The sequence below is a fragment of the Enterobacter sp. E12 genome (assembly GCF_014596715.2).
Lineage (GTDB): Bacteria > Pseudomonadota > Gammaproteobacteria > Enterobacterales > Enterobacteriaceae > Enterobacter > Enterobacter bugandensis.
The window spans coordinates 2,164,399-2,191,352 of record NZ_CP115601.1; the positions used below are offsets into that span (position 1 = coordinate 2,164,399).

At 57.6% G+C, this 26,954-nt stretch carries 21 protein-coding genes; 13 read left to right on the forward strand and 8 right to left on the reverse strand.

Features of this window, described 5'->3' with window-relative positions:
* Positions 1-45: 45 nt before the first annotated feature.
* From IB212_RS10340 to IB212_RS10360, 5 genes are all read left to right on the forward strand, one after another.
* Complete coding sequence (locus IB212_RS10340) at positions 46-372, forward strand: YnfA family protein (protein ID WP_025757996.1); 327 nt, start codon at positions 46-48, stop codon at positions 370-372.
* 112 nt (positions 373-484) lie between these two features.
* The gene (manD, locus tag IB212_RS10345) at positions 485-1,699 is read left to right on the forward strand and encodes a D-mannonate dehydratase ManD (protein WP_041910215.1); all 1,215 of its coding nucleotides are present in this window, start codon (positions 485-487) and stop codon (positions 1,697-1,699) included.
* Positions 1,700-1,713: 14 nt separating this feature from the next.
* The gene (locus tag IB212_RS10350; protein ID WP_041910213.1) at positions 1,714-2,733 is read left to right on the forward strand and encodes a Zn-dependent oxidoreductase; all 1,020 of its coding nucleotides are present in this window, start codon (positions 1,714-1,716) and stop codon (positions 2,731-2,733) included.
* A gap of 73 nt (positions 2,734-2,806) precedes the next feature.
* Complete coding sequence (locus IB212_RS10355; RefSeq protein ID WP_041910211.1) at positions 2,807-4,174, forward strand: MFS transporter; 1,368 nt, start codon at positions 2,807-2,809, stop codon at positions 4,172-4,174.
* Between the two features lie 221 nt (positions 4,175-4,395).
* Positions 4,396-5,859, forward strand: coding sequence for a mannitol dehydrogenase family protein (locus IB212_RS10360; RefSeq protein WP_041910209.1), 1,464 nt, complete (start codon positions 4,396-4,398; stop codon positions 5,857-5,859).
* 43 nt (positions 5,860-5,902) lie between these two features.
* Here IB212_RS10360 and ydfZ read toward each other — a convergent pair whose 3' ends face one another.
* Positions 5,903-6,106 carry a putative selenium delivery protein YdfZ gene (gene ydfZ, locus IB212_RS10365; protein WP_028013008.1) on the reverse strand — a complete coding sequence of 68 codons (204 nt, stop codon included), beginning with the start codon at positions 6,104-6,106 and terminating at the stop codon, positions 5,903-5,905.
* A 288-nt stretch (positions 6,107-6,394) separates the two neighbouring features.
* Between ydfZ and IB212_RS10370 the strand changes: the two genes are divergently transcribed.
* A complete protein-coding gene (locus IB212_RS10370) occupies positions 6,395-6,826 on the forward strand; it encodes a universal stress protein (RefSeq protein ID WP_041910207.1) in 432 nt (143 codons plus the stop codon).
* 33 nt (positions 6,827-6,859) lie between these two features.
* Here the strand turns inward: IB212_RS10370 and IB212_RS10375 are convergent, their stop codons facing one another.
* Both IB212_RS10375 and ydfG read right to left on the reverse strand, forming a co-directional pair.
* Positions 6,860-7,546 (reverse strand): GntR family transcriptional regulator, encoded by a 687-nt coding sequence (locus IB212_RS10375; RefSeq protein ID WP_028013010.1) that lies wholly within the window; start codon positions 7,544-7,546, stop codon positions 6,860-6,862.
* A gap of 91 nt (positions 7,547-7,637) precedes the next feature.
* The gene (gene ydfG, locus IB212_RS10380; RefSeq protein WP_028013011.1) at positions 7,638-8,384 is read right to left on the reverse strand and encodes a bifunctional NADP-dependent 3-hydroxy acid dehydrogenase/3-hydroxypropionate dehydrogenase YdfG; all 747 of its coding nucleotides are present in this window, start codon (positions 8,382-8,384) and stop codon (positions 7,638-7,640) included.
* A 142-nt stretch (positions 8,385-8,526) separates the two neighbouring features.
* On the opposite strand from ydfG, the gene dcp reads away from it, so the two are divergent.
* From dcp to IB212_RS10395, 3 genes are all read left to right on the forward strand, one after another.
* A complete protein-coding gene (gene dcp / locus IB212_RS10385; RefSeq protein WP_041910205.1) occupies positions 8,527-10,560 on the forward strand; it encodes a peptidyl-dipeptidase Dcp in 2,034 nt (677 codons plus the stop codon).
* Between the two features lie 408 nt (positions 10,561-10,968).
* A complete protein-coding gene (locus tag IB212_RS10390) occupies positions 10,969-12,516 on the forward strand; it encodes a methyl-accepting chemotaxis protein (protein WP_041910203.1) in 1,548 nt (515 codons plus the stop codon).
* A gap of 426 nt (positions 12,517-12,942) precedes the next feature.
* Positions 12,943-14,148, forward strand: a complete 1,206-nt coding sequence (locus IB212_RS10395; RefSeq protein ID WP_188245649.1) for an MFS transporter — start codon at positions 12,943-12,945, stop codon at positions 14,146-14,148.
* An 18-nt stretch (positions 14,149-14,166) separates the two neighbouring features.
* On the opposite strand, the gene IB212_RS10400 is transcribed toward IB212_RS10395, so the two are convergent.
* On the reverse strand, positions 14,167-15,156 hold the full coding sequence (locus IB212_RS10400) for a 2-hydroxyacid dehydrogenase (protein ID WP_188245648.1): 990 nt from the start codon (positions 15,154-15,156) through the stop codon (positions 14,167-14,169).
* Positions 15,157-15,366: 210 nt separating this feature from the next.
* Between IB212_RS10400 and IB212_RS10405 the strand changes: the two genes are divergently transcribed.
* Genes IB212_RS10405 through IB212_RS10415 form a run of 3 tightly spaced genes read left to right on the forward strand, consistent with a single transcriptional unit; the run spans position 15,367 to position 18,513 of the window.
* Positions 15,367-18,006 carry a YdbH family protein gene (locus IB212_RS10405; protein WP_041910201.1) on the forward strand — a complete coding sequence of 880 codons (2,640 nt, stop codon included), beginning with the start codon at positions 15,367-15,369 and terminating at the stop codon, positions 18,004-18,006.
* On the forward strand, positions 18,003-18,188 hold the full coding sequence (locus IB212_RS10410) for a YnbE family lipoprotein (protein WP_028013019.1): 186 nt from the start codon (positions 18,003-18,005) through the stop codon (positions 18,186-18,188). Before IB212_RS10405 ends, IB212_RS10410 begins: the two co-directional genes overlap by 4 nt.
* 7 nt (positions 18,189-18,195) lie before the next feature.
* Positions 18,196-18,513 carry a YdbL family protein gene (locus IB212_RS10415; RefSeq protein ID WP_028013020.1) on the forward strand — a complete coding sequence of 106 codons (318 nt, stop codon included), beginning with the start codon at positions 18,196-18,198 and terminating at the stop codon, positions 18,511-18,513.
* Here the strand turns inward: IB212_RS10415 and feaR are convergent, their stop codons facing one another.
* Entirely contained in the window at positions 18,514-19,422 is a 909-nt protein-coding gene (gene feaR, locus IB212_RS10420; protein WP_041910200.1) for a transcriptional regulator FeaR, read from the reverse strand.
* Between the two features lie 241 nt (positions 19,423-19,663).
* Here feaR and IB212_RS10425 point away from each other — a divergent pair, with 241 nt between their 5' ends.
* On the forward strand, positions 19,664-21,163 hold the full coding sequence (locus tag IB212_RS10425; RefSeq protein ID WP_041910199.1) for an aldehyde dehydrogenase family protein: 1,500 nt from the start codon (positions 19,664-19,666) through the stop codon (positions 21,161-21,163).
* A 40-nt stretch (positions 21,164-21,203) separates the two neighbouring features.
* Here IB212_RS10425 and IB212_RS10430 read toward each other — a convergent pair whose 3' ends face one another.
* The 3 genes from IB212_RS10430 to paaZ form a co-directional block, all read right to left on the reverse strand.
* A complete protein-coding gene (locus tag IB212_RS10430) occupies positions 21,204-22,310 on the reverse strand; it encodes a GGDEF domain-containing protein (RefSeq protein ID WP_041910198.1) in 1,107 nt (368 codons plus the stop codon).
* A gap of 118 nt (positions 22,311-22,428) precedes the next feature.
* A complete protein-coding gene (gene tynA, locus IB212_RS10435; protein WP_041910197.1) occupies positions 22,429-24,702 on the reverse strand; it encodes a primary-amine oxidase in 2,274 nt (757 codons plus the stop codon).
* Positions 24,703-24,905: 203 nt separating this feature from the next.
* Positions 24,906-26,948, reverse strand: a complete 2,043-nt coding sequence (paaZ, locus tag IB212_RS10440) for a phenylacetic acid degradation bifunctional protein PaaZ (RefSeq protein WP_041910195.1) — start codon at positions 26,946-26,948, stop codon at positions 24,906-24,908.
* Positions 26,949-26,954 lie beyond the last annotated feature (6 nt).

A 26,954-nucleotide genomic window follows, 5' to 3' on the forward strand; every position in this document is an offset into this window, starting at 1 on the left:
ATCATCAGGTAAGATGGTTAAATAAATCCTCACCTGACGTGAAATATGCTCAAAACGACGCTGCTTTTTTTTGCCACCGCGCTATGCGAAATCATCGGTTGCTTCCTGCCCTGGCTCTGGCTGAAGAAGGGGGGAAGCGCACTGCTGCTGATCCCGGCGGGCGTCGCGCTGGCTCTGTTTGTCTGGCTGTTAACGCTGCATCCGGCGGCCAGTGGGCGCGTTTACGCGGCTTACGGCGGCGTCTATGTCTGCACGGCGCTGCTGTGGTTGCGCGTGGTGGACGGCGTCAAACTCAGCGCATATGACTGGGCCGGGGCGCTGATTGCCCTGTGCGGTATGCTGATTATTGTGGCGGGATGGGGCCGTGCTTGAGCCCCCCGGGTTTTGTGATCGTTAGCTGATTTTATGATCATTATACTTGTATGGTAGTAGGGTTGGTGGGTAAATTTCCAGCATCACAACGAACGATGTAAGGAAAGGAATTATGAAGATTGTCGCGGCTGACGTGTTTGTTACCTGCCCGGGGCGAAACTTTGTCACCCTTAAAATCACCACCGATGAGGGGATTGTCGGCCTCGGTGACGCCACGCTGAACGGGCGTGAGCTCTCCGTTGCTTCCTATCTGAAAGATCATCTCTGCCCGCAGCTGATTGGCCGCGACGCGCACCGTATCGAAGATATCTGGCAATTCTTCTATAAGGGCGCCTACTGGCGCCGCGGGCCGGTCACCATGTCGGCTATCTCCGCCGTGGATATGGCGCTCTGGGACATCAAAGCCAAAGCGGCCAATATGCCGCTCTACCAGCTGCTGGGCGGCGCATCCCGTGAGGGCGTAATGGTCTACTGCCACACCACCGGGCACACCATTGACGACGTGCTGGAAGATTACGCCCGCCATAAGGAGATGGGCTTTAAGGCGATCCGCGTCCAGTGCGGCGTGCCGGGTATGAAAACCACCTACGGCATGGCTAAAGGGAAGGGGTTGGCCTACGAGCCCGCCACCAAAGGCGACTGGCCGGAAGAGCAGTTCTGGTCCACCGAGAAATACCTCGATTTCACGCCAAAACTGTTTGACGCGGTGCGCAGTAAATTTGGCTTCAATGAGCATCTCCTGCACGACATGCACCACCGCCTGACGCCCATCGAAGCGGCGCGCTTCGGCAAGAGTATCGAAGCGTTCCGCATGTTCTGGATGGAAGACCCAACGCCTGCGGAAAACCAGGAGTGCTTCCGCCTGATCCGCCAGCATACCGTCACGCCAATTGCGGTGGGCGAGGTGTTCAACAGCATCTGGGACTGCAAGCAGCTTATAGAAGAGCAGCTTATCGACTATATCCGCACCACTATTACCCATGCGGGGGGGATCACCGGGATGCGCCGCATCGCGGACTTCGCGTCGCTCTATCAGGTGCGTACCGGCTCGCACGGCCCGTCCGATCTGTCGCCGATCTGCCACGCGGCCGCGCTGCATTTCGACCTGTGGGTGCCGAACTTCGGCGTGCAGGAATATATGGGATACTCCGAACAGATGCTGGAAGTCTTCCCGCACAGCTGGCGCTTTGATAACGGCTATATGCACCCGGGCGAGAAGCCGGGGCTGGGCATTGAGTTTGATGAAAAGCTGGCGGCGAAATACCCGTACGATCCGGCCTATCTGCCGGTGGCCCGTCTCGAAGACGGCACGCTGTGGAACTGGTAACCGAGGAGCAAACGATGAAAAGCGTAGTGATTCAACAGCCGAACCAGCTGGTGATTGAAGAGCGTCCGCGCCCGGAGCCAGGCGCAGGGGAAGTCCGCGTCAAAATCAAGCTGGCCGGGATCTGCGGGTCAGACAGCCACATCTACCGCGGGCATAATCCGTTTGCAAAATATCCGCGCGTGATTGGCCACGAGTTTTTTGGCACGATCGACGCCGTGGGCGAGGGCGTAGAACCGTCCCGGTTAGGGGAGCGCGTTTCGGTGGATCCGGTGATCAGCTGCGGGCACTGCTACCCGTGCTCCGTCGGCAAGCCTAACGTCTGCACCTCGCTGGTGGTGCTGGGCGTCCACCGCGACGGCGGATTCAGCGAATATGCCGCCGTGCCCGCTAAAAATGCCTGGCGCATCCCGGATGCGATCCCGGATAAACACGCCGTGATGGTTGAACCTTTCACCATTGCCGCCAACGTGACGGGGCAGGCTAGCCCTACCGAACAGGACGTTGCGCTGATCTACGGCGCAGGGCCGATGGGACTGGTCACCGTACAGGCGCTGAAGGGCGTCTACAACGTGAAGCAGGTTATCGTCGTCGACAGAATCAATGAGCGTCTGGCCATGGCCCAGCGCAGCGGCGCGGACTGGGTCTTTAATAACGACGAAACGTCGCTGCAGGCCGCGCTGGACGAAAAAGGCATCAAGCCGACGCTGATTATTGATGCCGCCTGTCATCCGTCGATTTTGCAGGAGGCGGTCACCCTGGCTTCCCCGGCGGCGCGCATCGTGCTGATGGGCTTCTCCAGCGAGCCGAGCCAGATAGTCCAGCAGGGGATTACCGGTAAAGAGCTGGCGATCTTCTCCTCGCGCCTCAATGCCAACAAATTCCCGGTCGTCATCGACTGGCTTGAAAAAGGGCTGATCGATCCGGAAAAACTGATCACCCATACCTTTGACTATCACCATGTAACAGACGCCATCGAACTGTTTGAAAAAGACCAGCGGCAGTGCTGCAAGGTTTTACTGACGTTCGGGCAATAACCCTACACGCGGTTAAGAGCCCGCGAAGACGGGCTCTCAGTGGTACGCATCTTACCTTTTAGAGATAGCCATTATGACGCAAGCACAACCTCAAAGAACCACCTCAGATCTGGTGAAAGCCGCCGTCTCCGGCTGGCTGGGCACCGCGCTGGAGTTTATGGATTTCCAGCTCTACTCGCTGGGGGCGGCGCTGGTATTTCATGAAATCTTCTTCCCGGAACAGTCGGCCGCGATGGCGCTGATTCTGGCGATGGGAACCTACGGCGCGGGCTATATCGCGCGTATCGTCGGGGCTTTCATCTTCGGCAGAATGGGTGACAGCATCGGTCGTAAAAAGGTGCTGTTTATCACCATCACCATGATGGGGATCTGCACCACGCTGATTGGCGTGCTGCCGACCTACGCGCAGATCGGCATTTTTGCGCCCGTACTGCTGGTGACGCTGCGCATTATTCAGGGGCTGGGCGCTGGCGCGGAGATATCTGGCGCTGGCACGATGCTCGCGGAGTACGCTCCGAAGGGGAAACGCGGCATTATCTCCTCGCTGGTGGCGATGGGGACTAACTGCGGGACGCTGAGCGCCACGGCGATCTGGGCCATTATGTTCTTCGCCCTCGATCGTGAACAGCTGCTCGCCTGGGGCTGGCGCGTGCCGTTTCTTGCCAGCGTCGTGGTGATGATCTTTGCCATCTGGCTGCGAATGAACCTCAAGGAGAGCCCGGTCTTTGAGAAAGTAAACGATGCAGAAACCGTGCAGCCCGACACCTCGCTGGGTTCAATGGTGAAAAGTAAATCCTTCTGGCTGGCGACCGGCCTGCGTTTCGGTCAGGCGGGCAACTCGGGGCTGATCCAGACCTTCCTCGCGGGTTATCTGGTCCAGACGCTGCTGTTCGATAAAGCGATTCCCACCGACGCGCTGATGATAAGTTCTATTCTCGGGTTTATCTCCATCCCGCTGCTGGGCTGGCTTTCCGACAAAGTGGGGCGCAGGCTGCCGTACATTATCCTCAATATCTCCGCCATTATTCTGGCGTACCCGATGCTGTCGATTATCGTCGATAAGAGCTATGCGCCGGGGACAATCATGCTCTCGATCATCGTTATCCATAATTTCGCCGTGCTGGGGCTGTTTGCGCTGGAAAATATCACCATGGCGGAGATGTTTGGCTCGCGAAATCGCTTTACCCGTATGGCTATCTCGAAAGAGGCGGGCGGTCTGGTGGCGGTGGGCTTTGGCCCGGTACTGGCGGGGATTTTCTGCAATATGACGGGTTCCTGGTGGCCGATTGTAGCCATGCTGGTGGCTTATTCCGTGATTGGGCTGGTTTCGGCGTTCCTGATGCCGGAAGTCCGCGACCGCGACCTCAGCGCGGCTGAAGATGCCGCGGAGGCCGCGCCGAAAGAGCGCGTGGGTTACGGCGCGTTCTCCACGCGACGCTAGTGGTTTATATCTTTCGTGACTTATCACACAACTTTTTGTTTATGTCACACCACCTGAGCAAAAGTTAATATAAATCAAAAACTCAAACGGCAGTATCAGTATGGTTGATGGCAGTAATTTTTTACCCCGACTGCCATTCTAGTCGGTGTAGTCAGCAGGCGCTGCCGCTCTGGACTGGGGGCGGCAGCGATCCACAGCTTTCTAATTAGCGAGTCTTAATCATGGAAAACACCTTATTACAGGCCAACGCGACGCTGCCTAAGTACGATCGCGACAGCCTTAAAGCACGCATTGTACATTTAGGCTTCGGCGCATTTCACCGCGCGCATCAGGCGGTGTATGCGGACATCCTCGCGGCTGAACACGGCAGCGACTGGGGGTACTGTGAGGTTAACCTGATTGGCGGCGAGCAGCAGATTGCCGACCTGAAGGCGCAGGATAACCTCTACACCGTAGCGGAAATGTCTGCCGATGGCTGGACGTCCCGCGTGGTTGGCATAGTCAAAAAGGCCCTGCACGCGCAGGTCGACGGGCTGGAAAGCGTGCTGGCGGCAATGTGTGAACCGCAGGTGGCGATTGTCTCGCTGACCATCACCGAAAAAGGCTACTGCCACTCTCCGGCAACCGGGCAACTGATGCTCGATCATCCTTTCATCGTTGCCGACCTGCAAAACCCGCATCAGCCGAAATCCGCGCCGGGCGTGGTGGTGGAAGCGCTGGCGCGCCGTAAAGCGGCGGGGCTGCCCGCGTTTAGCGTGATGTCCTGCGACAACATGCCGGAGAACGGTCACGTGATGCGCAATGTCACCTGCGCGTACGCCCGGGCGGTAGACGGCGAGCTGGCGGACTGGATCGAGGCTAACGTCACCTTCCCGTCAACCATGGTGGATCGCATCGTACCGGCGGTCACACCCGATACGCTGGATAAAATCGCGCAGCTGACCGGCGTACGCGATCCGGCGGCGGTGGCCTGCGAGCCGTTCCGCCAGTGGGTTATCGAGGATAACTTTGTGGCCGGGCGTCCGGAATGGGAAAAAGCCGGAGTCGAACTGGTTTCAGACGTGATCCCGTTTGAAGAGATGAAGCTGCGCATGCTCAACGGCAGCCACTCTTTCCTGGCCTACCTGGGCTATCTGGCCGGTTATCAGCACATCAATGAGTGTATGGAAGACGAACACTATCGCGTCGCCGCGCACGCGCTGATGCTCAACGAGCAGGCGCCGACCCTGAAAGTGAAGGGCGTCGATTTAGAACGCTACGCTGACCTGCTGATCGCCCGTTACAGTAACCCGGCCCTGCGCCACCGTACCTGGCAAATTGCGATGGACGGCAGCCAGAAGCTTCCGCAGCGGATGCTGGATCCCGCGCGCTGGCACCTGGTGCACCAGACGCCTTTCCCACTGCTGGCGCTGGGCGTGGCTGGGTGGATGCGCTATGTCGGCGGCGTGGACGAACAGGGTAACGCTATCGACGTGAGCGATCCGCAGCTGGCGGTGATTCAGGCGGCGGTGAAGGGAAGTGCCGAAGGGGAAAACCGGGTTAACGCGCTGCTCGGCATTGAGGCCATTTTTGGGAAAGAGTTGCCGCGAGAAAAAGCCTTCACAGATGCCGTGATGAGCGCGTATCAGACGCTGCTGCAGAAGGGGGCTAAGACCACGGTGGCGGAGTACGTGTCGCACCTGTAATTCAACACATGCCGCCGTTCGCGGCGGCATGTCGGCGCACAATTTAGTGCATACCCAGACGAATCAGTTCAATTGGTTCGAACTTACCTTCGCATCCTTCCACTTCCACCGTTTTGCCACGGCGCACCTGCGCGGCATCCAGCCCGTCGCTGTGGATCGCCTTAATCACGCCGGTTTTGCCGGTGCCGCTAATCATGACGCGGCTGCCGGTGGTGATTGCATTGCGGTTACGGTCGTATGTCATCATGGTATTTTCTCCTCTCTAAACTATCCGTTATGGCGCTATTTCAGGTTTTGCCGTTCACGGGGCACTATAAATACGCCTGTCTGCCAGTCATGTTTTTGTTTTTGATCAAACTCACACTTTTTTCTTTATTACATGGGGCGTTGACGCTTCACGACGGCAATTTACAAAGCAGACCGTTATTTTCACTTATTGATAGTTTCTACGGAGAAGCGTTGAGGATTGGTTTATATTCCCGATGCCATTCTGGTTGCAGGAAATAACCCTTCATCGGAATAAGGAGTCAGGCTTATGTATAAGAAGATTTTGATGCCTGTTGACGTGTTTGAAATGGATTTAAGCGACAAAGCGGTTCGCCACGCGGCTAACCTCGCGAAGGCCGAGGGCGCGTCGATTACCCTGGTCAATATTCTGCCTGCCAGCAGCCGGTCTCTGCTGCGCGGATTCAACGCCGATATTAAAAAGTTTGAAGAGTATATGAGCGCAGAATCCGGGAAGAAAATGAACGAGTTAAAACGACTGTTCGATATCTCCCCGGAGAATATTCACACTCTGGTTCGTTTTGGCAGCGTCCGCGATGAAATTATCAAGCTGAGCAAAGAAGGGGAATATGACGTGATTGTCATCGGGTCAAAAAATCCGGGCATCACCACCCATCTGCTGGGGTCAAATGCGGAATCTATTCTGCGCTACGCCACAATTCCGGTGTTAGTCGTTCGCTAATTACGGCGCCGCCCGCGAAAAGGGCGGCAAATATCACTCTTCGCTAAACCACTCGCTATTTTCCTGACGAATAAGCTGCACTGATTCGCCTATCTCCTGCAGATGCAGGGTCATCGCTTTTTCCACGCCGTCCGGGTCGCGTTTTTCCAGCGCGCTGAAAATATCGTGATGCTGGCGGAGCAGCATTTCCGGCGGGGAGACGTGATCGAGGCTCATGTAACGCACCCGGTCAATGGTGGCCTTGATGTTCTCAATGGTATCCCAGGCCAACTGGCAGTCTGCAATTTGCGCCAGCTTCTGGTGAAACTCATCATCAAGCTGGAAGAAATCGTTGAGCTGTTTACGGTCAATCGCAATGCGCTGCTGATGCAGGTTTTGCTCCAGCAGGTAACACTGGTTGTCATTAATGAGCGTCGCGGCACGGCGCACCACCGCGCATTCAATTGCCTGGCGTACGAAACAGCCGTTGCGCACCTGTGAGAGTGAAATTTTGTTCACGTAGCTGCCGCGCTGCGGGCGGATCTGAATCAGGCCGTTCTCCGCAAGCTTAATAAACGCTTCACGCACCGGCTGACGGGACACGTCAAATCGCACGGAGACCTCTTTTTCAGAAAGCGGCGTTCCCGGTGGGATCAGGCAATGGACAATATCACGTCGCAAAATGCGATAAATTTGCTGGTTTACGGGCTGGGTGGGATTGAGTTGCGATTCAGCGGCCATGAGTTGTCATTTCTCAGAGAGTTAGCCCGAACATACTACCATTCTTTTATGACCCGAAACAGACCCGGCCCGCGGGCCGGGAAGGGCTTATTTAGCCACGATGGACGCTAAGTCCGGCAAAACTCTGGCTGACCGGCATCATTTCCACGGTATTGATGTTGACGTGTTTTGGCAGCGTTGCGACCCACCAGACCGTTTCGGTGACGTCTTCCGGCGTCAGGGCGTTGGCGTTTTCGTAGGTTTTATCCGCTTTCGCGTCATCACCTTTGAAGCGCACGTTGGAGAATTCGGTGCCGCCTACCAGCCCCGGCTCGATATCGGTGACTCGAATGGCGGTGCCGTGCAGGTCGGTGCGCAGGTTCAGGCTGAACTGGCGCACAAACGCTTTGGTCGCGCCGTAGACATTACCGCCCGCGTAAGGCCAGCTCCCGGCGGTAGAACCGATGTTGATAATGTGGCCGCGGTTGCGCTCGACCATGCCCGGCAGCACCGCGCGGGTCATGTACACCAGCCCTTTGTTGTTGGTGTCAATCATGTTTTCCCAGTCTTCAACGCTGGCTTTGTGGGCAGGCTCCATGCCCAGCGCCAGACCGGCGTTGTTGACCAGCACGTCGATGGCGCGCCACTCTGCCGGCAGGCTGGCAATCATCTCTTCAATGGCCGCACGGTTACGCACGTCCAGCTGCGCGGTCAGGATGCTGTCACCTAAATCGTCCTTCAGCTCCTGCAGGCGCTCCTGACGACGGCCCGTTGCAATCACCTTATGCCCGTTGGCGACGAAGCGACGCGTGATGCTTTCACCAAAACCTGCCGTTGCCCCGGTAACTAAAATAATCATCTCACTGTTCCTCAACGCTTTTTGTGTTGTACTAACATAGCACGCCCGCAGAGGGTGCGTTAAGGCAACATTTGTATGACGGCGTTGCAGGCGATGGCAGCCTGGCCTACTCTGGGAAGATATTCGTTCGGAGGAGTGAAAGATGACGGCCACCAACCCCTTTTTTGACATTAGCCTGCTGCCTTACCAGGCCCCCCATTTTGATACCATCAAAGACGAGCATTATCGTCCGGCCTTCGATGAAGCGCTTCGCCAGAAGCGGGCGGACATAGAGGCGATAGTCTCTCACACCGCTGCGCCAGACTTTACTAACACCGTGCTGGCGCTGGAGAAAAGCGGCGTCATGCTCGCGCGCGTCAGCAGCGTTTTCTTCGCCATGACCTCCGCGCATACCAATGCGTACCTGCAGGAACTGGAGGAGCAGCTCTCCACCGAACTTGCCGCGCTGGCGAACGACATCTGGCTGAACGACACTCTTTTCGCCCGCGTCGAGAGCGTCTGGCAGGACCGCGCCGCGCTGGATGCTGAATCCCGTCGGCTGGTCGAGGAGACGTACCAGCGCTTTATTCTGGCCGGCGCGCGCCTGAATGAAGCGGAAAAAGCCGAGCTGAAGGCGCTGAATACCGAGGCCGCTTCCCTGACCAGCCAGTTTAACCAGCGCCTGCTGGCTGCTAACAACGCGGGCGGGCTGGTGGTGGATTACGCGCACCAGCTTGAAGGCCTGAGCGCCGAAGAGATTGCCGCCGCAGCGCAGGCCGCCGCGGAAAAAGGGCTTAACGACCGCTGGCTGATCCCGCTCCTGAATACGACACAGCAGCCTGCGCTAGCCGCGCTGCGCAATCGGCAGACGCGCGAAAACCTGTTCAACGCCGGCTGGACGCGCACCCAGAAAGGAGATGAAAACGACACCCGCACGCTGATCCTGCGCCTTACGGCGCTGCGGGCGCGCCAGGCCCGCCTGCTCGGCTTTGAGGATTACGCCAGCTGGAGCATCGCCGACCAGATGGCGAAAACCCCGGCCGCCGCGCTGGAATTTATGCGCGGCATTGTGCCTGCCGCCCGCGCCCGCGCGGAACGCGAGCAGGCCGATATTCAGAAGGTCATCGACGACGAGCAGGGTGGCTTCACCGTGCAGGCCTGGGACTGGGCCTTTTATGCCGAGCGCGTGCGCCAGGCGAAATATGCCCTCGATGAATCGCAGATTCGACCCTATTTTGTGCTCAATACCGTATTGCAGGACGGTGTATTCTGGGCGGCCAGCCAGCTGTTTGGCATTCGTTTTGTGGAGCGTTTCGACATTCCGGTTTATCACCCTGACGTCCGCGTATGGGAAATTTTTGACCATACCGGTGAGGGCATGGCGCTGTTTTACGGCGACTTCTTCGCCCGCGATTCCAAGCAGGGCGGGGCCTGGATGGGCAATTTCATCGAGCAGTCCTTTGAGTTTGCAGCCCGCCCGGTGATCTACAACGTCTGCAACTACCAAAAGCCGGGTAACGGCGGCGTCGCGCTTCTCTCCTGGGATGACGTGATAACCCTGTTCCACGAGTTTGGCCATACCCTGCACGGTCTGTTTGCCAGCCAGCGGTTCGCCACGCTGTCCGGTACCAATACGCCGCGTGATTTCGTTGAATTCCCGTCGCAAATCAATGAGCACTGGGCCAGCCATCCTCAGGTGTTTAGCCACTATGCCCGTCATTACGAAACCGGTGACCCCATGCCGGACGCGCTGCGGGAAAGCATGCTCAACGCGACCCATTTCAACAAGGGTTATGACATGACGGAGCTGCTGAGTGCGGCGCTGCTGGACATGAACTGGCACGGCATCAGCGAAGCCGTGTCGAACGTTGAAGAATTCGAAGCCGCGGCGTTGAAAAAAGAGGGGCTGGATCTGCCCGCTGTACCGCCGCGCTATCGCAGCAGCTACTTTGCCCATATCTTCGGCGGCGGCTACGCGGCGGGGTACTACGCCTACCTGTGGACACAAATGCTGGCGGACGATGGCTATCAGTGGTTTGTCGAACAGGGTGGATTGACGCGTGAAAACGGGCAGAAATTCCGTGAGGCGATTTTGTCTCGCGGCAACAGCGCTGATTTAGCCGAACTTTATCGAAACTGGCGCGGACACGATCCGAAGATTGAACCGATGCTGGAGAATCGCGGGTTGAGCGCATAAAGTCACTTTTAGCTAAGAAGATAACCGGGCCCCGCGCCCGGTTTTTTATAGGTCTGAAAGTCCGAAAATGGTCAAAAAAAGAACTGAAATTTACATTTATTAATAGTTTGAAATGTATTTATATTAAATGTGCTTAAATTTAGGCGCTTTTACCAATCTCAATTTTATAATGCTCGCAAGTTTATTTAATTATTTATGCTGACTGGTACATGGCCGTTTATTGCATATAAGAATCATCGCAAAAAGATGTTTATTATATTTTTATCTCAGCCTAAAGTATTAATTCTCTCTGCCGATTAGCATGGGTGTGGTCGTGGTGGAAACCCATTTCCATTAACCACAAAAAATAAGCCGTTATTAAAATTCATCTCCAGAAGATGAACCTATGCTAATTATTAAGGAAGAGTCATGTTTAAAAATCTCAACATCGGCACCCGGCTTACCATAGCATTTGGCGCAATTGTGGTTTTAATGTCCGTCGTCTGCGGGCTGCTCTATTTGAGCTTTGACAGAGTGACGGCCGTCAGCAAGCTCAACGTTCATAGCTATAAAGTGGTCGATAACCTTCGCTCCGTAACCGAAAACCTGATCAACATGGAAACCGGCATTCGCGGTTTTGCGCTCACCGGCAATCAGGACGTTCTTCAACCCTTCACGCAGGGGGATGAGAGGTTTAAAAGCAAAGTTGACGAAATTGCAGGGCTTACGCGTGATAACCCGTCGCAGCAGCAAAAATTAACCACCCTCTCCAGGCTTGAAGAAGATTGGAAAAGATCATTTGCACTGCCGTTAATCCAGCGAAGAGAGAGCGTATCCCGCGGGGGGGAAGATATGGATGCGTTCATCAGTAGCCTGGAGCGTAATACCGGAAAAGAGCAAATGGACGCCATGCGGGGTGTTATTCAGCAAGCGTTGAACGACGAGTACCGCATTATGGCTGAACGTCAAACCCGACTGGCTGAAGAACGCTTCCGTACGCGCATGATGATAATCCTGGGAATGATTGCGGCGGTTGTCACCGCGCTGCTGACGGGCATTTTGCTGTCGCGCAGTATTCTCCGACCGCTAAAGCAGGCCGTGAATACGGCGAACACCATTGCCGCTGGCGATCTCACCTCAACCATACGTATTACCCGGATGGATGAAACCGGCACGCTGCTTGCGGCTCTGGACAACATGCAGACCCAGTTGAAAACCCTTGTCACGGAAATCAAAGAGGCCGCGACGTCGGTGGATCTGGCTGCCGGTGAGATCGAGCAGGGCAATATGGAGTTATCGTCTCGTACCGAGGAGCAGGCGGCGGCGTTGCAGCAGACTGCCGCCAGCATGGAACAGTTGACGATGACCGTTCGGAACAATACCGAGGTCGCGGAGCATACGGCAACGTCAGCAAGAAAGACGGAAGCACTGGCACGTGAAGGTGAGTCTGCCGTGGGCGAAATGAGCGAAACGATGCAGAATATCTCGGCTAACGCCCTGAAGATAAAGGAAATCACCAGCGTTATAGAAGGGATTGCTTTCCAGACTAATATTCTGGCGCTGAATGCGGCGGTCGAGGCTGCACGTGCCGGCGAGCATGGTCGTGGCTTCGCCGTGGTGGCGACGGAAGTCAGAAATCTCGCTCAGCGCAGCGCAACGGCGTCCAAAGAAATTGGGGCGCTGATTGAGCATGCCGTTGAGGATGTCGATAACGGTGTGTCGGTGGCATCCAGAACGGCAGAGACGATTTTGCGGGCTGCGAGCAACGTGGCTACGCTTGCTGAAACTATGGACAGTCTTTCAATGGCCTCGGTTGAGCAAATGCAGGGCATCATGCAAATCAGCGCTGCTGTCACCCAGATGGATGGCGTGACGCAGGGTAATGCGGCGCTCGTTGAGCAGTCCGCAGCGGCATCGCAGGCGCTGACCGAGCAGTCCAGGGCACTGAAGCAGATGACGGAAAACTTTGCTATTTGAGCAGCAAAAGCATAATCAAAAGGTAAAGCTCCGGCGTTTTAAACGCGAATTTTAATCAAACCAGCAACGGGGGCGCTAATAAAAAGGGGCGTCCCCGTGAATAATGAAGAAAATAGCCGAGCGTCAGTGACAATTTAAAAATACTGACTACGATTTCGTAAAACGAAAAATTTAAAAGGAGTTTCTGATGGCGATTGCTGTGGTGACAGTTTTACTCTTCCTGTTGATGTTCCCGGCGGCTATTCACATTTTGCTACAGCTCGTTGGAGGCTGGTGTGACGCGTAGCCTCCCTGGTTAATCCGGTCTTTTGGGCCGTCATCTGATTTTCAATAAGCAGCGCTACGCTACATTTTTAATTTTATTGTACGATCGTCTGGACGCGGGTCATCGCGAAACGCGAGCCGGATAATTTACAGGCAGGAAGTATGTCTCTTCGTTCGCTGCGGGCGTTATGCCTGACAAGTTTTTTCATTGCGGATGTCCGTGATGGCCTTGGTCCTTTTCTCGGTATCTTTCTGACAGAACGCCACTGGAGCCCCGATGATATCGGCATCCTGATGACTGCCGGTGGGCTGGCGGGATTGCTGGCTACGCTCCCGGCGGGGGTAATTACTGACACTTCGCGGAACAAACGCTCCGCGCTGGCGCTGCTCTGCACTTTGATCACCCTGAGTACGCTGCTGCTCTGGTTTAGCCAGCAGACCAGCGTTGTTGCCGTCTCACAAATGGTCACCGGCATCTGCGCGGCGTTTGTCGGGCCGCTCATCGCCGGGATTACGCTGGGCCTGACCGGCCAGCGCGGGTTCAGCGCGCAGATGGGCAAAAATGAGGCGTTTAATCACGGCGGCAATTTTGTCACCGCAGTGATAGCAGGCGGCATTGCCTGGTACTGGGGCGTCGGGGGGATTTTCCTGCTGATGACCTGCACGACGCTGCTGACGCTCTGCGCGCTGCTTGCCATCCGCAACGGGGACATTGATAACGATGCGGCGCGAGGGCTTTCATCCTCAGGTAGCGTTCCTGTCCCCGGCTTCGCGGTGCTGATTAAAAACCGGGCGCTGTTTGTGACCGGACTGACGCTACTGCTGTTCCACCTGGCGAATGCCGCACTGCTGCCGATGCTGAGCATGAGGGTGGCCGCGGCACCCGCCTCGGTCAACCCTGGCCTGTACGCGGCAGGCACCGTCATCATCTCGCAGGCGGTGATGATCCCCGTTGCCATCTGGGTTGCAGGCCGAATAGAACGCTACGGCTACTGGCGCTTAATTATGCTGGCGCTGCTGGTTATGCCGGTGCGCGCGGCGCTGGCGGCATCGACCGACGCGCCGTTAATGATGATCCCGGTACAAATTCTCGACGGTCTCGCCGCCGGGATCCTGGGTGTCGTCGTACCGTCGTTTATTGTGGTGCTGCTGCGCGGAAGCGGGCACGTTAATGCCGGGCAGAGTGTGGTGATGCTGATGCAGGGAGTGGGGGCAGCCATGAGCCCGGCGTTAACCGGCACTATCGCCGGTCATTACTCGTTTGCGACGGCATTCAGTGTCCTGAGCGCGATTGCGCTGGCCGCCGTCCTGCTCTGGTGGCGCGTTGCTCACCGAAGCTGGGAAACAAACGCGCCGGATGAGGCTTAGCCCCACCCGGCGTCGCAGTTAAGCCAGTTCGTTAGGGCACGGTTCACCCTTTTCTAACTGCTGAAGATTCCCCAGCGTGGTTTCCGAAATGCTGATCAGCGCTTCGGCGGTCAGAAACGCCTGGTGTCCGGTAAACAGCACGTTATGGCAGGCTGAGAGGCGACGGAACACGTCGTCCTGGATGACGTCATTAGACTTGTCCTCAAAGAACAGATCGCGCTCGTTCTCATACACGTCCATCCCCAGCGCGCCAATCTTCTGGGTTTTCAGCGCTTCGATAGCGGCCTGAGAATCCACCAGACCGCCGCGGCTGGTGTTGATGATCATCACGCCGTCTTTCATCTGGTCAAACGCCGCCTGGTTAAGCAGGTGGTAGTTTTCCGGCGTCAGCGGGCAGTGCAGGGAGATCACGTCGGACTGCGAGAACAGTGTCGGCAGGTCGACGTAATCCACGCCCAGATCCAGCGCTGCGGCGCTCGGGTACGGATCGAATGCCAGCAGACGCATGCCGAAGCCTTTCAGAATGCGCAGGGCAGCCACGCCAATTTTACCGGTGCCGATCACGCCCGCGGTTTTGCCGTACATGGTAAAGCCAGTCAGCCCTTCGAGCGAGAAGTTGGCGTCACGCGTACGCTGATAAGCGCGGTGAATACGACGGTTGAGCGACATCATCATGCCAATCGCATGTTCTGCTACCGCTTCCGGGGAGTACGCCGGGACGCGAACCACCTTCAGACCCAGCTCTTTTGCCGCGTCGAGATCCACGTTGTTGAAGCCGGCGCAGCGCAGGGCGATATACTTCACTCCCTGCTTTTTCAACTCTTCCAGCACCGGACGACTGCCGTCATCGTTAACAAAAATGCAGACGCCTTCACAGCCGTGCGCCGTTTTGGCGGTTTTTTCGGACAGCAGAAAGTCGAAAAATTCAAGCTCAAACCCGTAAGCTTCGTTAACATGTTGCAGATACTTTTTGTCGTACTGCTTTGTGCTATATACCGCGAGTTTCATAAGACTTTCTCCAGTGATTTTGCATTCACGTTAGCATGATTAAAATTATCTTACAATTTCTAAAATATTATTGAATTCAATAAGTTCTATCAATTATTCTAGAGCATCTATCCTTAAAAATGGCATTCTCTACAACTGACTGGCCAAACATGCGACAATATTCGGCATTGCCGGCTTAATTCTTTTGAAAAATCAGGACATTAACTGCCCATGAAGGGTAAATACAAAGCCGCCATTGCGGTTTTACTGCTGTTGATTTTGGTGCCGCTGACGCTGCTGATGACGCTCGCCCAGTGGGTGCCGACGCTCGCCGGGATCTGGCTCCCCCTCGGGACGCGCATTGCTTTCGAAGAAAGCCCAAAACTGACTCGCCACGCGCTGGTGATCCCCGATCTTCGCTATCTGGTGGAAGACTGCGAAATTGCCCGCATCGAGAACGTGACGCTGTCACATCCGAGCCGCTGGAAACTGGATATCGGTGCGCTGGATCTTAACACCGTCTGCCTGAGCAAAATTCCCCAGTCTGCACCCTCAACGGTCGCCCCCAAAACGCTGGCCCAGTGGCAGGCTGTGTTGCCCAATACCTGGCTCACCATTCACCGTCTGACGCTCTCGCCCTGGCAGCAGTGGCAGGGCGAGCTTAATGCGTCACTGACGCCCTCCAGCCAGGAGATCGCTTACAGAGGCGAACAGGTCAGCATCAAAGGCACGCTTCGCGGCCAGACGCTCTCGGTCAGCCAGTTTGATGTTCAGCTCCCTGACCAGCCGCAGCCGATTAAGCTGGTGGGCGAGTTCACTTTGCCGCTGGTGCCGGACGGCGTGCCGGTGAAAGGCCACGCGGTCGCGACCTTTAACGTGCCACAGTTAACGTCTCTGGTCGATGCCGATCTCGACTGGGAAGACAATGAGGGACAGCTGGTGGTGATGGCGCGGGATAACCCCGATCCGCTTCTCGACCTGCCGTGGCAGATCACGGCGGAACAGCTGAACATCAGCGACGGGCGCTGGAACTGGGATCTTTCGGGTATGCCGTTGAGCGGGCGGGTGTCCCTTCGCGCCGACAACTGGCAGCAGGGGCTGGAGAAAGCCACCCTGACCGGACGACTGAACGTGTTGACGCAAGGCGATGCGGGTAAAGGTAACGCGGTACTGAACATTGGGCCCGGCAGGCTCAGCATGGAAAACAGCAACATGCCGCTGCATCTGAGCGGCGAGGCGAAGCAAAACGATCTCATTCTTTACGCCAAATTGCCCGCCACACTGACCGGCAGCCTGTATGAACCGCAGCTTGCTTTTGAGCCCGGCGCGCTGCTCCGCTCGCGCGGGCGCATTATTGACTCACTCGATATCGATGAAATCCGCTGGCCGCTGGCGGGCGTGAAGCTCACCCAGAAGGGCGTGGACGGGCGTCTGCAGGCTATTCTGCGTGCCCATGAAAACGAGATGGGCGGTTTTGAACTCCACCTGGACGGTCAGGCCAACGACTTTTTGCCTGATAACGGCCTGTGGCAGTGGCGCTACTGGGGAAAAGGCGGCTTTACGCCGATGCATGCCCGCTGGGATGTCGCCGGGAAAGGCGAGTGGCGAGACAACCTTATTGAGCTGACGGCGCTCTCCACCGGTTTTGACAAGCTCCAGTACGGCACCATGGAGGTCAGCAAGCCGCGGCTTGTGCTGGATCGGCCTGTACGCTGGCTGCGCGATGCCGAAAAACCCGCATTCAGCGGCGCGCTGTCGCTGAATGCCGGGCAAACCCGGTTCTCCGGCGGCAGCGTATTGCCGCCTTCGGTCCTGACCTTCAGCGTCGACGGTACCGACCCGACTGTTTTTCAGTTTAAGGGCGACCTCCATGCGGACAGCATCGGCCCGGTACAGGTGAACGGACGCTGGGATGGCGTGCGCCTTCGCGGGCAGGCCTGGTGGCCGAAACAGTCGCTCACCGTCTTCCAGCCGCTGGTCCCGCCGGACTGGAAAATGACGCTGCGTGACGGAGAACTCTATGCGCAGGTTGCCTTCTCGGCGGCCCCCGATCAGGGCTTTGAGGCGGGCGGACACGGCGTGCTGAAATCCGGCAGCGCCTGGATGCCGGACAACCAGATCAACGGCGTCGATTTTGTGCTGCCGTTCCGCTTCAGCGAGGGAACCTGGTCCCTGGGCACGCGCGGCCCGGTCACGTTGCGCATTGGCGAAGTGGAAAACCTGGTGACCGCGCGCAACATTACCGCGGACCTGCAGGGAAATTACCCCTGGACGGAGGACAACCCGCTGCTTCTCACCAACGTTAAGGTAGAAACGCTCGGCGGGAAGATCACCATGCAGCAACTGCGGATGCCGCAGCACGATCCGGCCCTGCTGCGCGTGGACAATATCTCCTCAAGCGAGCTGATCAGCGCCGTCAACCCGAAGCAGTTTACCCTGTCGGGCCCGGTGAGCGGGGCGCTGCCGTTCTGGCTGGACAATGAAAAATGGATCATTAAAGATGGCTGGCTGACCAACCCGGGGCCAATGACGCTGCGCATCGACAAAGATACGGCAGACGCCATCGTGAAGGATAATATGGTCGCGGGCGCAGCGATTAACTGGCTCCGCTACATGGAAATTTCGCAGTCGTGGACGAGAATCAATTTAGATAACCTGGGTGAATTAACCATGCAGGCGACCATCAAGGGGACCAGCCGCGTGGACGGCAAAAGCAGCTCCGTCAATCTGAACTACACCCATGACGAGAATGTCTTTACCCTGTGGCGCAGCCTGCGTTTTGGCGACAACCTGCAAACCTGGTTTGAGCAACACGCGGCGATTCCCGGTCTCCGCAGTTCGACTGGCAAGGAAAGTGAGGAACAACAATGAAAAAGATGGCTGGTGCGCTCACCGTTGCCGCGCTACTGACCGGCTGTACGCCGCGCATTGAAGTCGCTGCGCCAAAGGAGCCGATTACCATCAATATGAATGTCAAAATCGAACACGAGATCCACATCAAGGTCGATAAAGACGTTGAAGCCCTGCTGAAATCGCGCAGCGATCTGTTCTGAGGATGCCATGAAACGATTAGCGTTGATTTTACTGGCCCTGAGTATAAACGTGCAGGCGGCTGCGCTGACCTTAAACGATGCCCGCGCGCAGGGGCGCGTGGGGGAAACCCTGAGCGGCTATCTTGCTCCGATCCAACAGGATGCCGAAACGCTGGAGCTGGTGAATCGCATTAACGCGGCGCGCACGGAGAGCTATCAGAAGCTGGCCGACAGCAATAATTTGCCGGTTGATGAAGTGGCGAAAATGGCGGGGCAAAAGCTGGTGGCCCGCGCGCAGCCGGGCGAGTACGTGAAGGGCATTAACGGTAAGTGGCTGAAAAAATAGCTAGCGGTAGCGCTTGCGGTATTCACCCGGCGAGACGCCAAAACGCTGCTTAAAGGCCGTTGAAAAGTGGCTATGGTCGGTGAATCCCCAGCTGTAGCCAATGCCCGCCAGCTTTTCATCGTCGCCGGTTGACTGCAATTCCTGCGCGCAGAGATCCAGACGACGGTTTTTAATGTACTGCGCTACCACCAGCCCCTTCTCGGCAAACATGCGGTAGAGGCTGCGTACGGACATTCCGCTCTCGGCGGCAATCCATTCCGGACGCAGCGATTCAGACTGAATATGGTCATCAATCAGCGCCACAACGTGCTGGAACTGGCGCTCCTTGCGCGGCTGAATCACGTCGCGCTGCTGGAACGCGGGGCGCAGCAGGCAGACCATCGCCTCAAGCGCCGCTTCACTCTCCCGGTCACTCAGGTCGCGGTTGTTCATACTTTCCATCAGCAGGCGATGGCTCAGCTGTACCGTGGGTAAGGTGCGGGAAAAGGCGAGCGCGCAGCTTACCTCCTGAAAGCGGCACTGCTGTTCGATAATCTGACGGGGAACCAGCAGCGAAATCTGGCGGGACTTTTCCAGCCAGTTGATCGAGCAGGGACGAGAGGCGTCAATCAGCGTGATATCCCCGGTTCTGAGCACCGCGCGACGCTCATCCTGCTCAATTTGCGCGCTGCCTTCAAGCTGGAAGACGGTGTAGAACCAGGCATCATTACTCTGTGCGATCTCTCGTCGGGAGCGGAACAGGTTAACGCCGCCGGCGGTGACGGTACTGAGCTTCAGGCTGCGCGCGTAGCTGGTCTCCAGCTCGCCGTAGAACTTTCCCTCGGTGGGCTGCGCGTTAAAACGCCCGCAAACCTGGTTAATTTGCGCCAGCCACTGCTGATACTGTTCCTGCTCGCTTGCACACGCCATCGTTTCTCTCGCTGCACCGTCAACGTTTTCGCATTGTTGCATTTGTGTTGCATTTTGTCAGAGCTATGAGGCTGACTATAGGAAAGAACACTCACCGGTAACAGCGATATAAGCGGCGATTATCGCGATTTGCGGCACCTGTCACAGGTGGCAAAGCGAATGTCACAGAGACAAAAGCGAGAATGCAAAACCCCTCTTAGACTGGATGAACACCCTGCGAAGAATAACGAAGGAGTATCCTATGTCTGAATCACAGGTGGCTGTTCTGCCTGCCGTGCAGCAGTTTTTAGACCGACACCACGGCCTGTGGATTGAAGGGCGTCAGGCCGCGTCGGACAGCGAAAAACGGCTGAACGTCTACAACCCGGCCACGGGCGAGGTGATTGCCTCGACCGCCGATGCCAGCGTCGATGACGTTGACCGGGCCGTTATGTCCGGCTGGCGCGCGTTTGTCGCCCGCAGCTGGGCCGGAAAATTGCCGGCTGAGCGCGAGCGGATCCTGCTCCATTTCGCCGATCTGGTCGAACAGCACTGCGAGGAGCTGGCCCAGCTTGAAACGCTGGAGCAGGGCAAATCAATTAACATCTCCCGGGCTTTTGAAGTGGGCTGCACCCTTAACTGGATGCGCTATACCGCCGGGCTGACCACCAAAATTGCGGGCAAAACCCTCGATCTTTCCATCCCGCTGCCGCAGGGTGCGCGCTACCAGGCGTGGACGCGTAAGGAGCCGGTTGGTGTGGTGGCCGGGATTGTGCCCTGGAACTTCCCGCTGATGATCGGGATGTGGAAAGTGATGCCAGCGCTGGCCGCGGGCTGCTCTATCGTCATTAAGCCGTCTGAAACCACGCCGCTGACCCTGCTGCGCGTGGCGGAGCTGGCCAGCGAAGCGGGCATCCCGGACGGGGTGTTCAACGTAGTAACCGGCAGCGGCGCGGTGTGTGGCGCAGCGCTGACCTCGCACCCGCATATTGCGAAGGTGAGCTTTACCGGCTCAACGGCAACGGGTAAGCAAATTGCCCGCGCGGCGGCGGACACGCTAACCGGGGTGACCCTGGAGCTGGGCGGGAAAAACCCGGCCATCGTGCTGAAGGATGCGGACCCCGCGTGGGTGATAGAAGGATTAATGACCGGCAGCTTCCTGAACCAGGGGCAGGTGTGCGCGGCGAGCTCGCGCATCTACATTGAAGCGCCGCTGTTTGACACGCTGGTGAGCGGGTTCGAACAGGCGGTTAAATCCCTGAGCGTCGGGCCGGGCATGTCGCCGGAGGCGTTTATCAACCCGCTGGTGTCGCGCGCCCACTGCGATAAGGTGCAGACCTTCCTCGACGAGGCGACGTCCCGCAACGCGGAGCTGATCGTCGGTAACCGCGGCCCGGAGGGCAAAGGCTATTACGTGTCGCCTACGCTGGTGGTGAACCCGGATGCCGCGCTGCGGTTAACCCGAGAAGAGGTGTTTGGTCCGGTGGTCAACCTGGTACGCGTCGCCGACGGGGAAGAGGCGCTGCAGCTGGCGAACGACACCGAATATGGCCTGACGGCCAGCGTCTGGACGCAGAATATCAGCAAGGCGCTGGAGTACACCGACCGGCTGCAGGCGGGCACCGTGTGGGTGAACAGCCATACGCTGATTGACGCCAACCTGCCGTTCGGTGGGATGAAGCAGTCCGGCACCGGACGTGATTTTGGCCCGGACTGGCTGGACGGCTGGTGCGAAACCAAGTCGGTTTGCGTGCGGTATTAAAAAACAAGCCGGGTAAGGCGTAGCCGCCACCCGGCTTTATTTACAGCGACCACCGATCCCGCCCGGCCTCTTTCGCCCGGTACAGCGCCGCATCGGCGCGGGCAATAATCTCGGTACCCGCAAGCCCCTCGACCATGCCCGCAATCCCCATACTCACGGTGACACGATCGCTGACGGATGACGCGCTGTGCGGTATCGACTCCGCGCGCAGGCCGTCCTGAATGCGTACCGCAACTTTTTCCGCGATATTTTCCGGGCAGTTAAACAGGATCACCACAAACTCCTCGCCGCCGTAGCGTGACACCACATCGTCGGGCGTTCGCACTGACTGCTTCAATACCCGCGCCACGCGCGTCAGACAGTCGTCACCCGCCTGGTGACCGTAGGTGTCGTTGTAGCGTTTGAAATAGTCAATATCCAGCATAATCAGCGAGAACGGTTTCTTCTGCTCAACCGCGTTCTCCAGCACCACCTCCATCTTCCGGCGGTTGGCGGTTGTGGTTAACGGATCCTGATGCGCCAGCGCATCCAGTCGTGAGATCAGCAGCTGGTTTTGCTGGTTACGTCGCCAGGCCTCGTCAAACCAGCTTAAGAGGATGAAGCGCCCGCAGATCAGGATCAGCGAAAAGACGCTCCAGATGATAACGAAGTGAAGATTAAGGCCATCATTCAGTACCCAGCTTGCAATCGGCAGGGTTATCCAGAGCGGGAGCACGAAGGCGAGCAACCCCACAGGGTAAAAGTAGAGGGCCGTTAACCCAGCGAGTAATAAAATAACGCACAGCGGCCAGACGTGGGGCAGCAGTAAATCGGTGATGAACCAGAAGCATGATATCGACCAGATAGCGCTACAGATACACAGCACTACGCTGATACCGGCGATGCGCCGCCAGCCCATAAGGATCAGTGCAGACGAGAGGATAATAATGCCGAGCATCGAAGCGTCGACCATTTTCATCATATGCGGCAAGTGGGGATAAAGGGGATCGCTGGCGTTAAGCAGAACATGGCGCAGCAGAATCATCACGGCGAAGCTGATGTTGACGAAAGCCAGCCAGGGCAGGTTCATCGCCAGCCCGTGCATAACCATGGCGTGGCGCGTCGGCCAGGTTGCTCGCTCAAGTGTCGGTTTTTTTCTTTTTTCCATAAAGCCCTTTCCCGTCCGGGGGAAAAATCATGCTGGTGATATATCAGTAACTATAAGCAAGCCAGGACGATCCTCAAACGCCAGGGCAAAAAAAACCGGGCAATTGCCCGGCGGATGGTTATTTTTCGTCTTTTTTCTTCCCGAGCGTTGGCGTCTCGTCGAAGAAGTTCCACGGTTTAAGCAGGGTATGCACCCATTCCGTCGGCATAATCGGCCACTCCTCAGCGCGCGCCACGTGGGTGGTACCGGTGGTCATCCAGACCACGTCATCCTGATCGTTGAGCGACTCGTTATCCTTGCTGTACTGGCCCAGACCCGTATCGTGGATGGAGCGGTTAGGGAATTTCCCTTCCGGATACAGCTCGTCCGGGTGGTAACGCGTCACCCACAGCTGTTTATCCATAAAGCTCAGACGATGGTAGATCCACTCGTCCGGGGCAAATTTCGCGCCTGTCGCCACCGGATGGGTACCGCCCGCGTAAGGGATAATCTGGTACGAGACCGGGTTGCCCATGCGGTTCTCCTTGCTGGTGTTGCTCAGCAGTCGGATGGTGCCTGGGTCAAACTTCTGCGCCGCCTGCTGTTCGGTATCAATATCGTACTGATTGACCTGCATGGTGCTGGTGCGCGGGCCGCCGGCGGTATTCGGCTTCACCTCCGGATCCATCGCCACCAGCTTGTTGTTGATGCCGTCCACGTCCATATCAAGACGGAAGTTATAGATGTGCTGGTGCGTGGTGCCCACGATATTATGATCGATCAGCGTGCCGTACTTTGTGTCGTCTTTGGCGGTGGCGTCATGCATGGTTTTCGCCTGCACGCCTTTCACCGCCTCGATACCCGTTGCACCGGCGTCAATGCCGATGGTGCCGTTTTCGTGGAACACCCAGTCGAAGATGTAATCGTAGTTGCCCACGGTACTCACCCAGCGCACCACCAGCTCGCGGCGTTCGGCGCTGACGTTCGGCTTGCCCATCTCCTGATGTTTATATTCTGGCCCCGCGTAGCGTTCGAAAATGGCGATCGCGCGTGGGATCTCCATCGGCGTGCCGGTGTAGTCCGGGATGGTTTCGTTGAGCATCACGGCGTTGGACGGCACGTCTTTACCGCGCACCAGCGGCGAGGTCAGGGTGCCCATGCCGTAGTCGCCGGAGTCGAGATAGGCCTTGAAGTACCAGCCCACGTCCGGATCGCCGTACGGGACAATCATGCCGCCGAGCGATCCCTGATACATCACCTGACGCTTTTTCCCGTTGTCGTTGTAAGTGACGGTCGAAATCATCGGGCCGACGCGGGAATCCAGGCTCAGGTGGAAATCCCAGTTCTGCCAGTGCACCATGTCGCCGGTAATGGTGTAGTTTTTGCCTTCCGGCTCAATGATGTCGAGCGGCTTTTTCGGCGTCTCGACACGGTCGCGGCCGTCATAGGGGCGCGGAGTCATCGGAACCGGCACAACGGCACCTTCTTCAATCTTCTGAATTTTTTTCTGCTCAAGATCGACCACGGCCACGAGGTTCTCGATCGGGTGGGCCCAGTAGTTGCCGTCGCCGACGTCCAGATAGCTCACCACCTTAAGCAGGCGATCTTCCTGCTTCAGGCCGTCTTTACCGTCGAAGTAGCCGACGGTAAGCGGCGTGGTGATCACTTTTTTCGGGTCGGTGATGCCGTGTTTTTTAAGCACCTCGGCAAACTCCGAGCTCTCGTTAATGATCTGCTGAACCGCGGTGAAATCATCCAGCAGCACCATGCCGTGCGCGTCCTTCACCGGCTCCCAGCGCAGGATTTTTTTATCCTTCAGGTCCACTACGCTTTCGATAACGTGCTTGCCGTCGAGCATGACGATCTTTGCCTGGCGAGGGGCGTCCACTGCCGTACCGTTGAGCACAAAGTCCCACACTTTGGCTTTCTCTGGTTCCGCAAGGGCGATCTGGGTAAAGCGGGTATTGGGTTTAAAATCCGCAGAGGCTTTCACAACCCCGACAGCCTGCTTAATTTCGTCCGCCGTCAGCGCGTTTAGCGGGTGAGGGCGTTTTTCAACCTGGAAGGTCTGGTCAAGACCAGACTGGAAAACATCGTTGATGAAGGTCTCTGAGATAAAGGCTTTTTTGTCCTTCATCACTACCGGCACTTCAAGCTTGAGGGGGTGACCGTTGACGATGGCCGTCTTTGCGCCCGGTTTGACCTTCACGAAGGCGCCGTCTTTCGCAATGGTGAACATCTGTGCGTAATCATCCCACTGAACGTCCGCGCCAAAATCCTGCAGTGTTTTGTCCATCGGGACCATATGCGCCTCGCTGCCGTGGGCGAAAGCAGGGGATTGCCAGGCGCAACAGAGCGCAACGGCCATGGCCAGTGCCGTTCTACGGGCAGAAAAAGAAGAATTGCTTCCCATCGTAGACCTCATCTTGTTGTGTTTTTAGGGTTTATTGTGTTGTGACAGCCTTATCCTGACAGGCGCCTGAGAAAAGCGTTTGCCTGCATCTGCCAGGTTATTTGTTGGTCTTGCCAGGTTAAAAAAGGCGCTGAGATAAATCACAGGTCGTGCAGAGCAATCTCCTCTCCCCGTTGGGGAGAGGGTCAGGATGAGGGAGAACGTTAGCTGAAATCACCCCGCTGGCGCGCCACCAGCGTCAGAATGGAGTAGAGCGCCACGGCCTGCTGGTGCTGGTTGAAAATCTCTACCGCCCATTCCACCACGCCGGTCGGTTTTTCCTCGGCGGTACGCTGTTTCTTCAGCGTTTTGCGCTTGCAGGTCAGACGCACCTGGATCGTGTCGCCCGGCTTGACCGGCTCGATAAAGCGCAGGTTTTCCATGCCGTAGTTGGCAATCACCGGCCCGACGCCTGCATCAACGAACAGTCCCGCCGCGGCGGAAATCAGGAAGTAGCCGTGCACCACGCGCTCGCCAAAGATCGACTCTGCCGCGCCGATCTTGTCCATATGGGCGTAGAAGTGGTCGCCGCTCAGGCAGGCAAAATTGACGATGTCCGCCTCCGTCAGCGTGCGGCGAGGCGTCAGCAGGCTGTCGCCCGGCTGCAGTTCCTCAAAGTATTTACGGAACGGATGGACGCGATCTTCCTGCACCGCTGCGCCACGCACCCACTGTTTGCCGATGGCGGCCAGCATCGTCGGGCTACCCTGAATCGCGGTGCGCTGCAGGTAGTGCTTCACCGCGCGCAGGCCGCCCAGCTCTTCGCCGCCGCCCGCGCGGCCAGGGCCGCCGTGCATTAGCTGAGGAAGCGGGGAGCCGTGGCCGGTAGACTCTTTTGATGATTCTTCGTTAAGGATCTGAATTCGCCCGTGGGCGCGTGCCGCGCCGGCAATAAACTGGCGGGCAATGTTCAGGTCTGCGGTGACAAGCGTCCCCGCCAGGCTGCCGCCGCCCGCGCGGGCAAGCTGCATGGCGTGCTCTGCACTGCGATACGGCATCAGCGTGGCGACCGGGCCGAAGGCTTCGGTATCGTGCACCGCCGGGGTTTCATCCGGCTGCGGGCAGAACAGCAGGGTCGGCGGGAAGAACGCCCCCGCGGCCTGCAAATCCGCTTTGCCGCCCAGACGGATCTGGCAGCCTGCGGCGACCAGCCGATCCACTTTCTCCTGCACGTCTGCGCGCTGTTCAGCGTTGACCAGCGCCCCCATCTTCACCCCTTCCTGCGCCGGGTCGCCCATCACCACCTTTTCCAGACGGGCAATCAGCGCCTGGCTGACGGCATCAACCTGGCTTTGCGGGACGATAATCCGGCGAATGGCGGTACATTTCTGCCCGGCCTTGGCGGTCATCTCGCGGACCACCTCCCGAATGAACAGGGCAAACTCCGGCTGCTCCGGCGTGACGTCTTCACCCAACACGCAGCAGTTCAGGGAGTCGGCTTCCATGGTGAACGGAATCGAATTCGCCACAATATTCGGGTGCACGCGCAGGCTCTGTCCGGTGCTGGCGGAGCCGGTAAAGGTCACCACGTCCTGGCTGTCGAGTTGGTCGAGCAGATCGCCCGCGCCGCCGCAAATCAGGCTGATGGCGCCGTCCGGCACCAGTCCGCTGTCCACGATGGATTTGACCATCGCCTGCGTCACCTGCGCGGTAGCGGTGGCGGGCTTGATGATGGCGGGCATCCCGGCAAGCCAGGTCGGCGCGAGTTTTTCCAGCATTCCCCAGCAGGGGAAGTTGAAGGCGTTGATGTGTACCGCCACGCCGGATTTCGAGGTCAGAACGTGGCGCGCCGCAAAGCCGCCTTCTTTCGACAGCGGGATTAGCTCATCTTCCGGCCACAGCGTGTCGTCCGGCAGCTCGCGGCTGCCCAGGCTGGCGTATGTGAAGAGGGTGCCGATGCCGCCTTCAATATCGACCCAGCTGTCCGCCTTCGTCGCGCCCGTCTGGGCGGACAGGGCATAAAACGCCTCTTTTTCGCCGAGCAGGTGTTTCGCCACCGCTTTCAGCATGGCGGCACGTTCAATAAAGGTCATGGCGCGCAATGCCTCGCCCCCATGCTCAATGGCATAGCGACGGGCGGCCGCCATGTCCAGCCCTTCGCTGGTCACTTCCCAGAGTGCTTCGCCGCTGATGGCGTGATGAATCGCGCGTTCGCGGCCCCGGCCAGACTGCCAGGTACCGGACAAGAAGCTGGCTAACTGCTGCATCGCTTA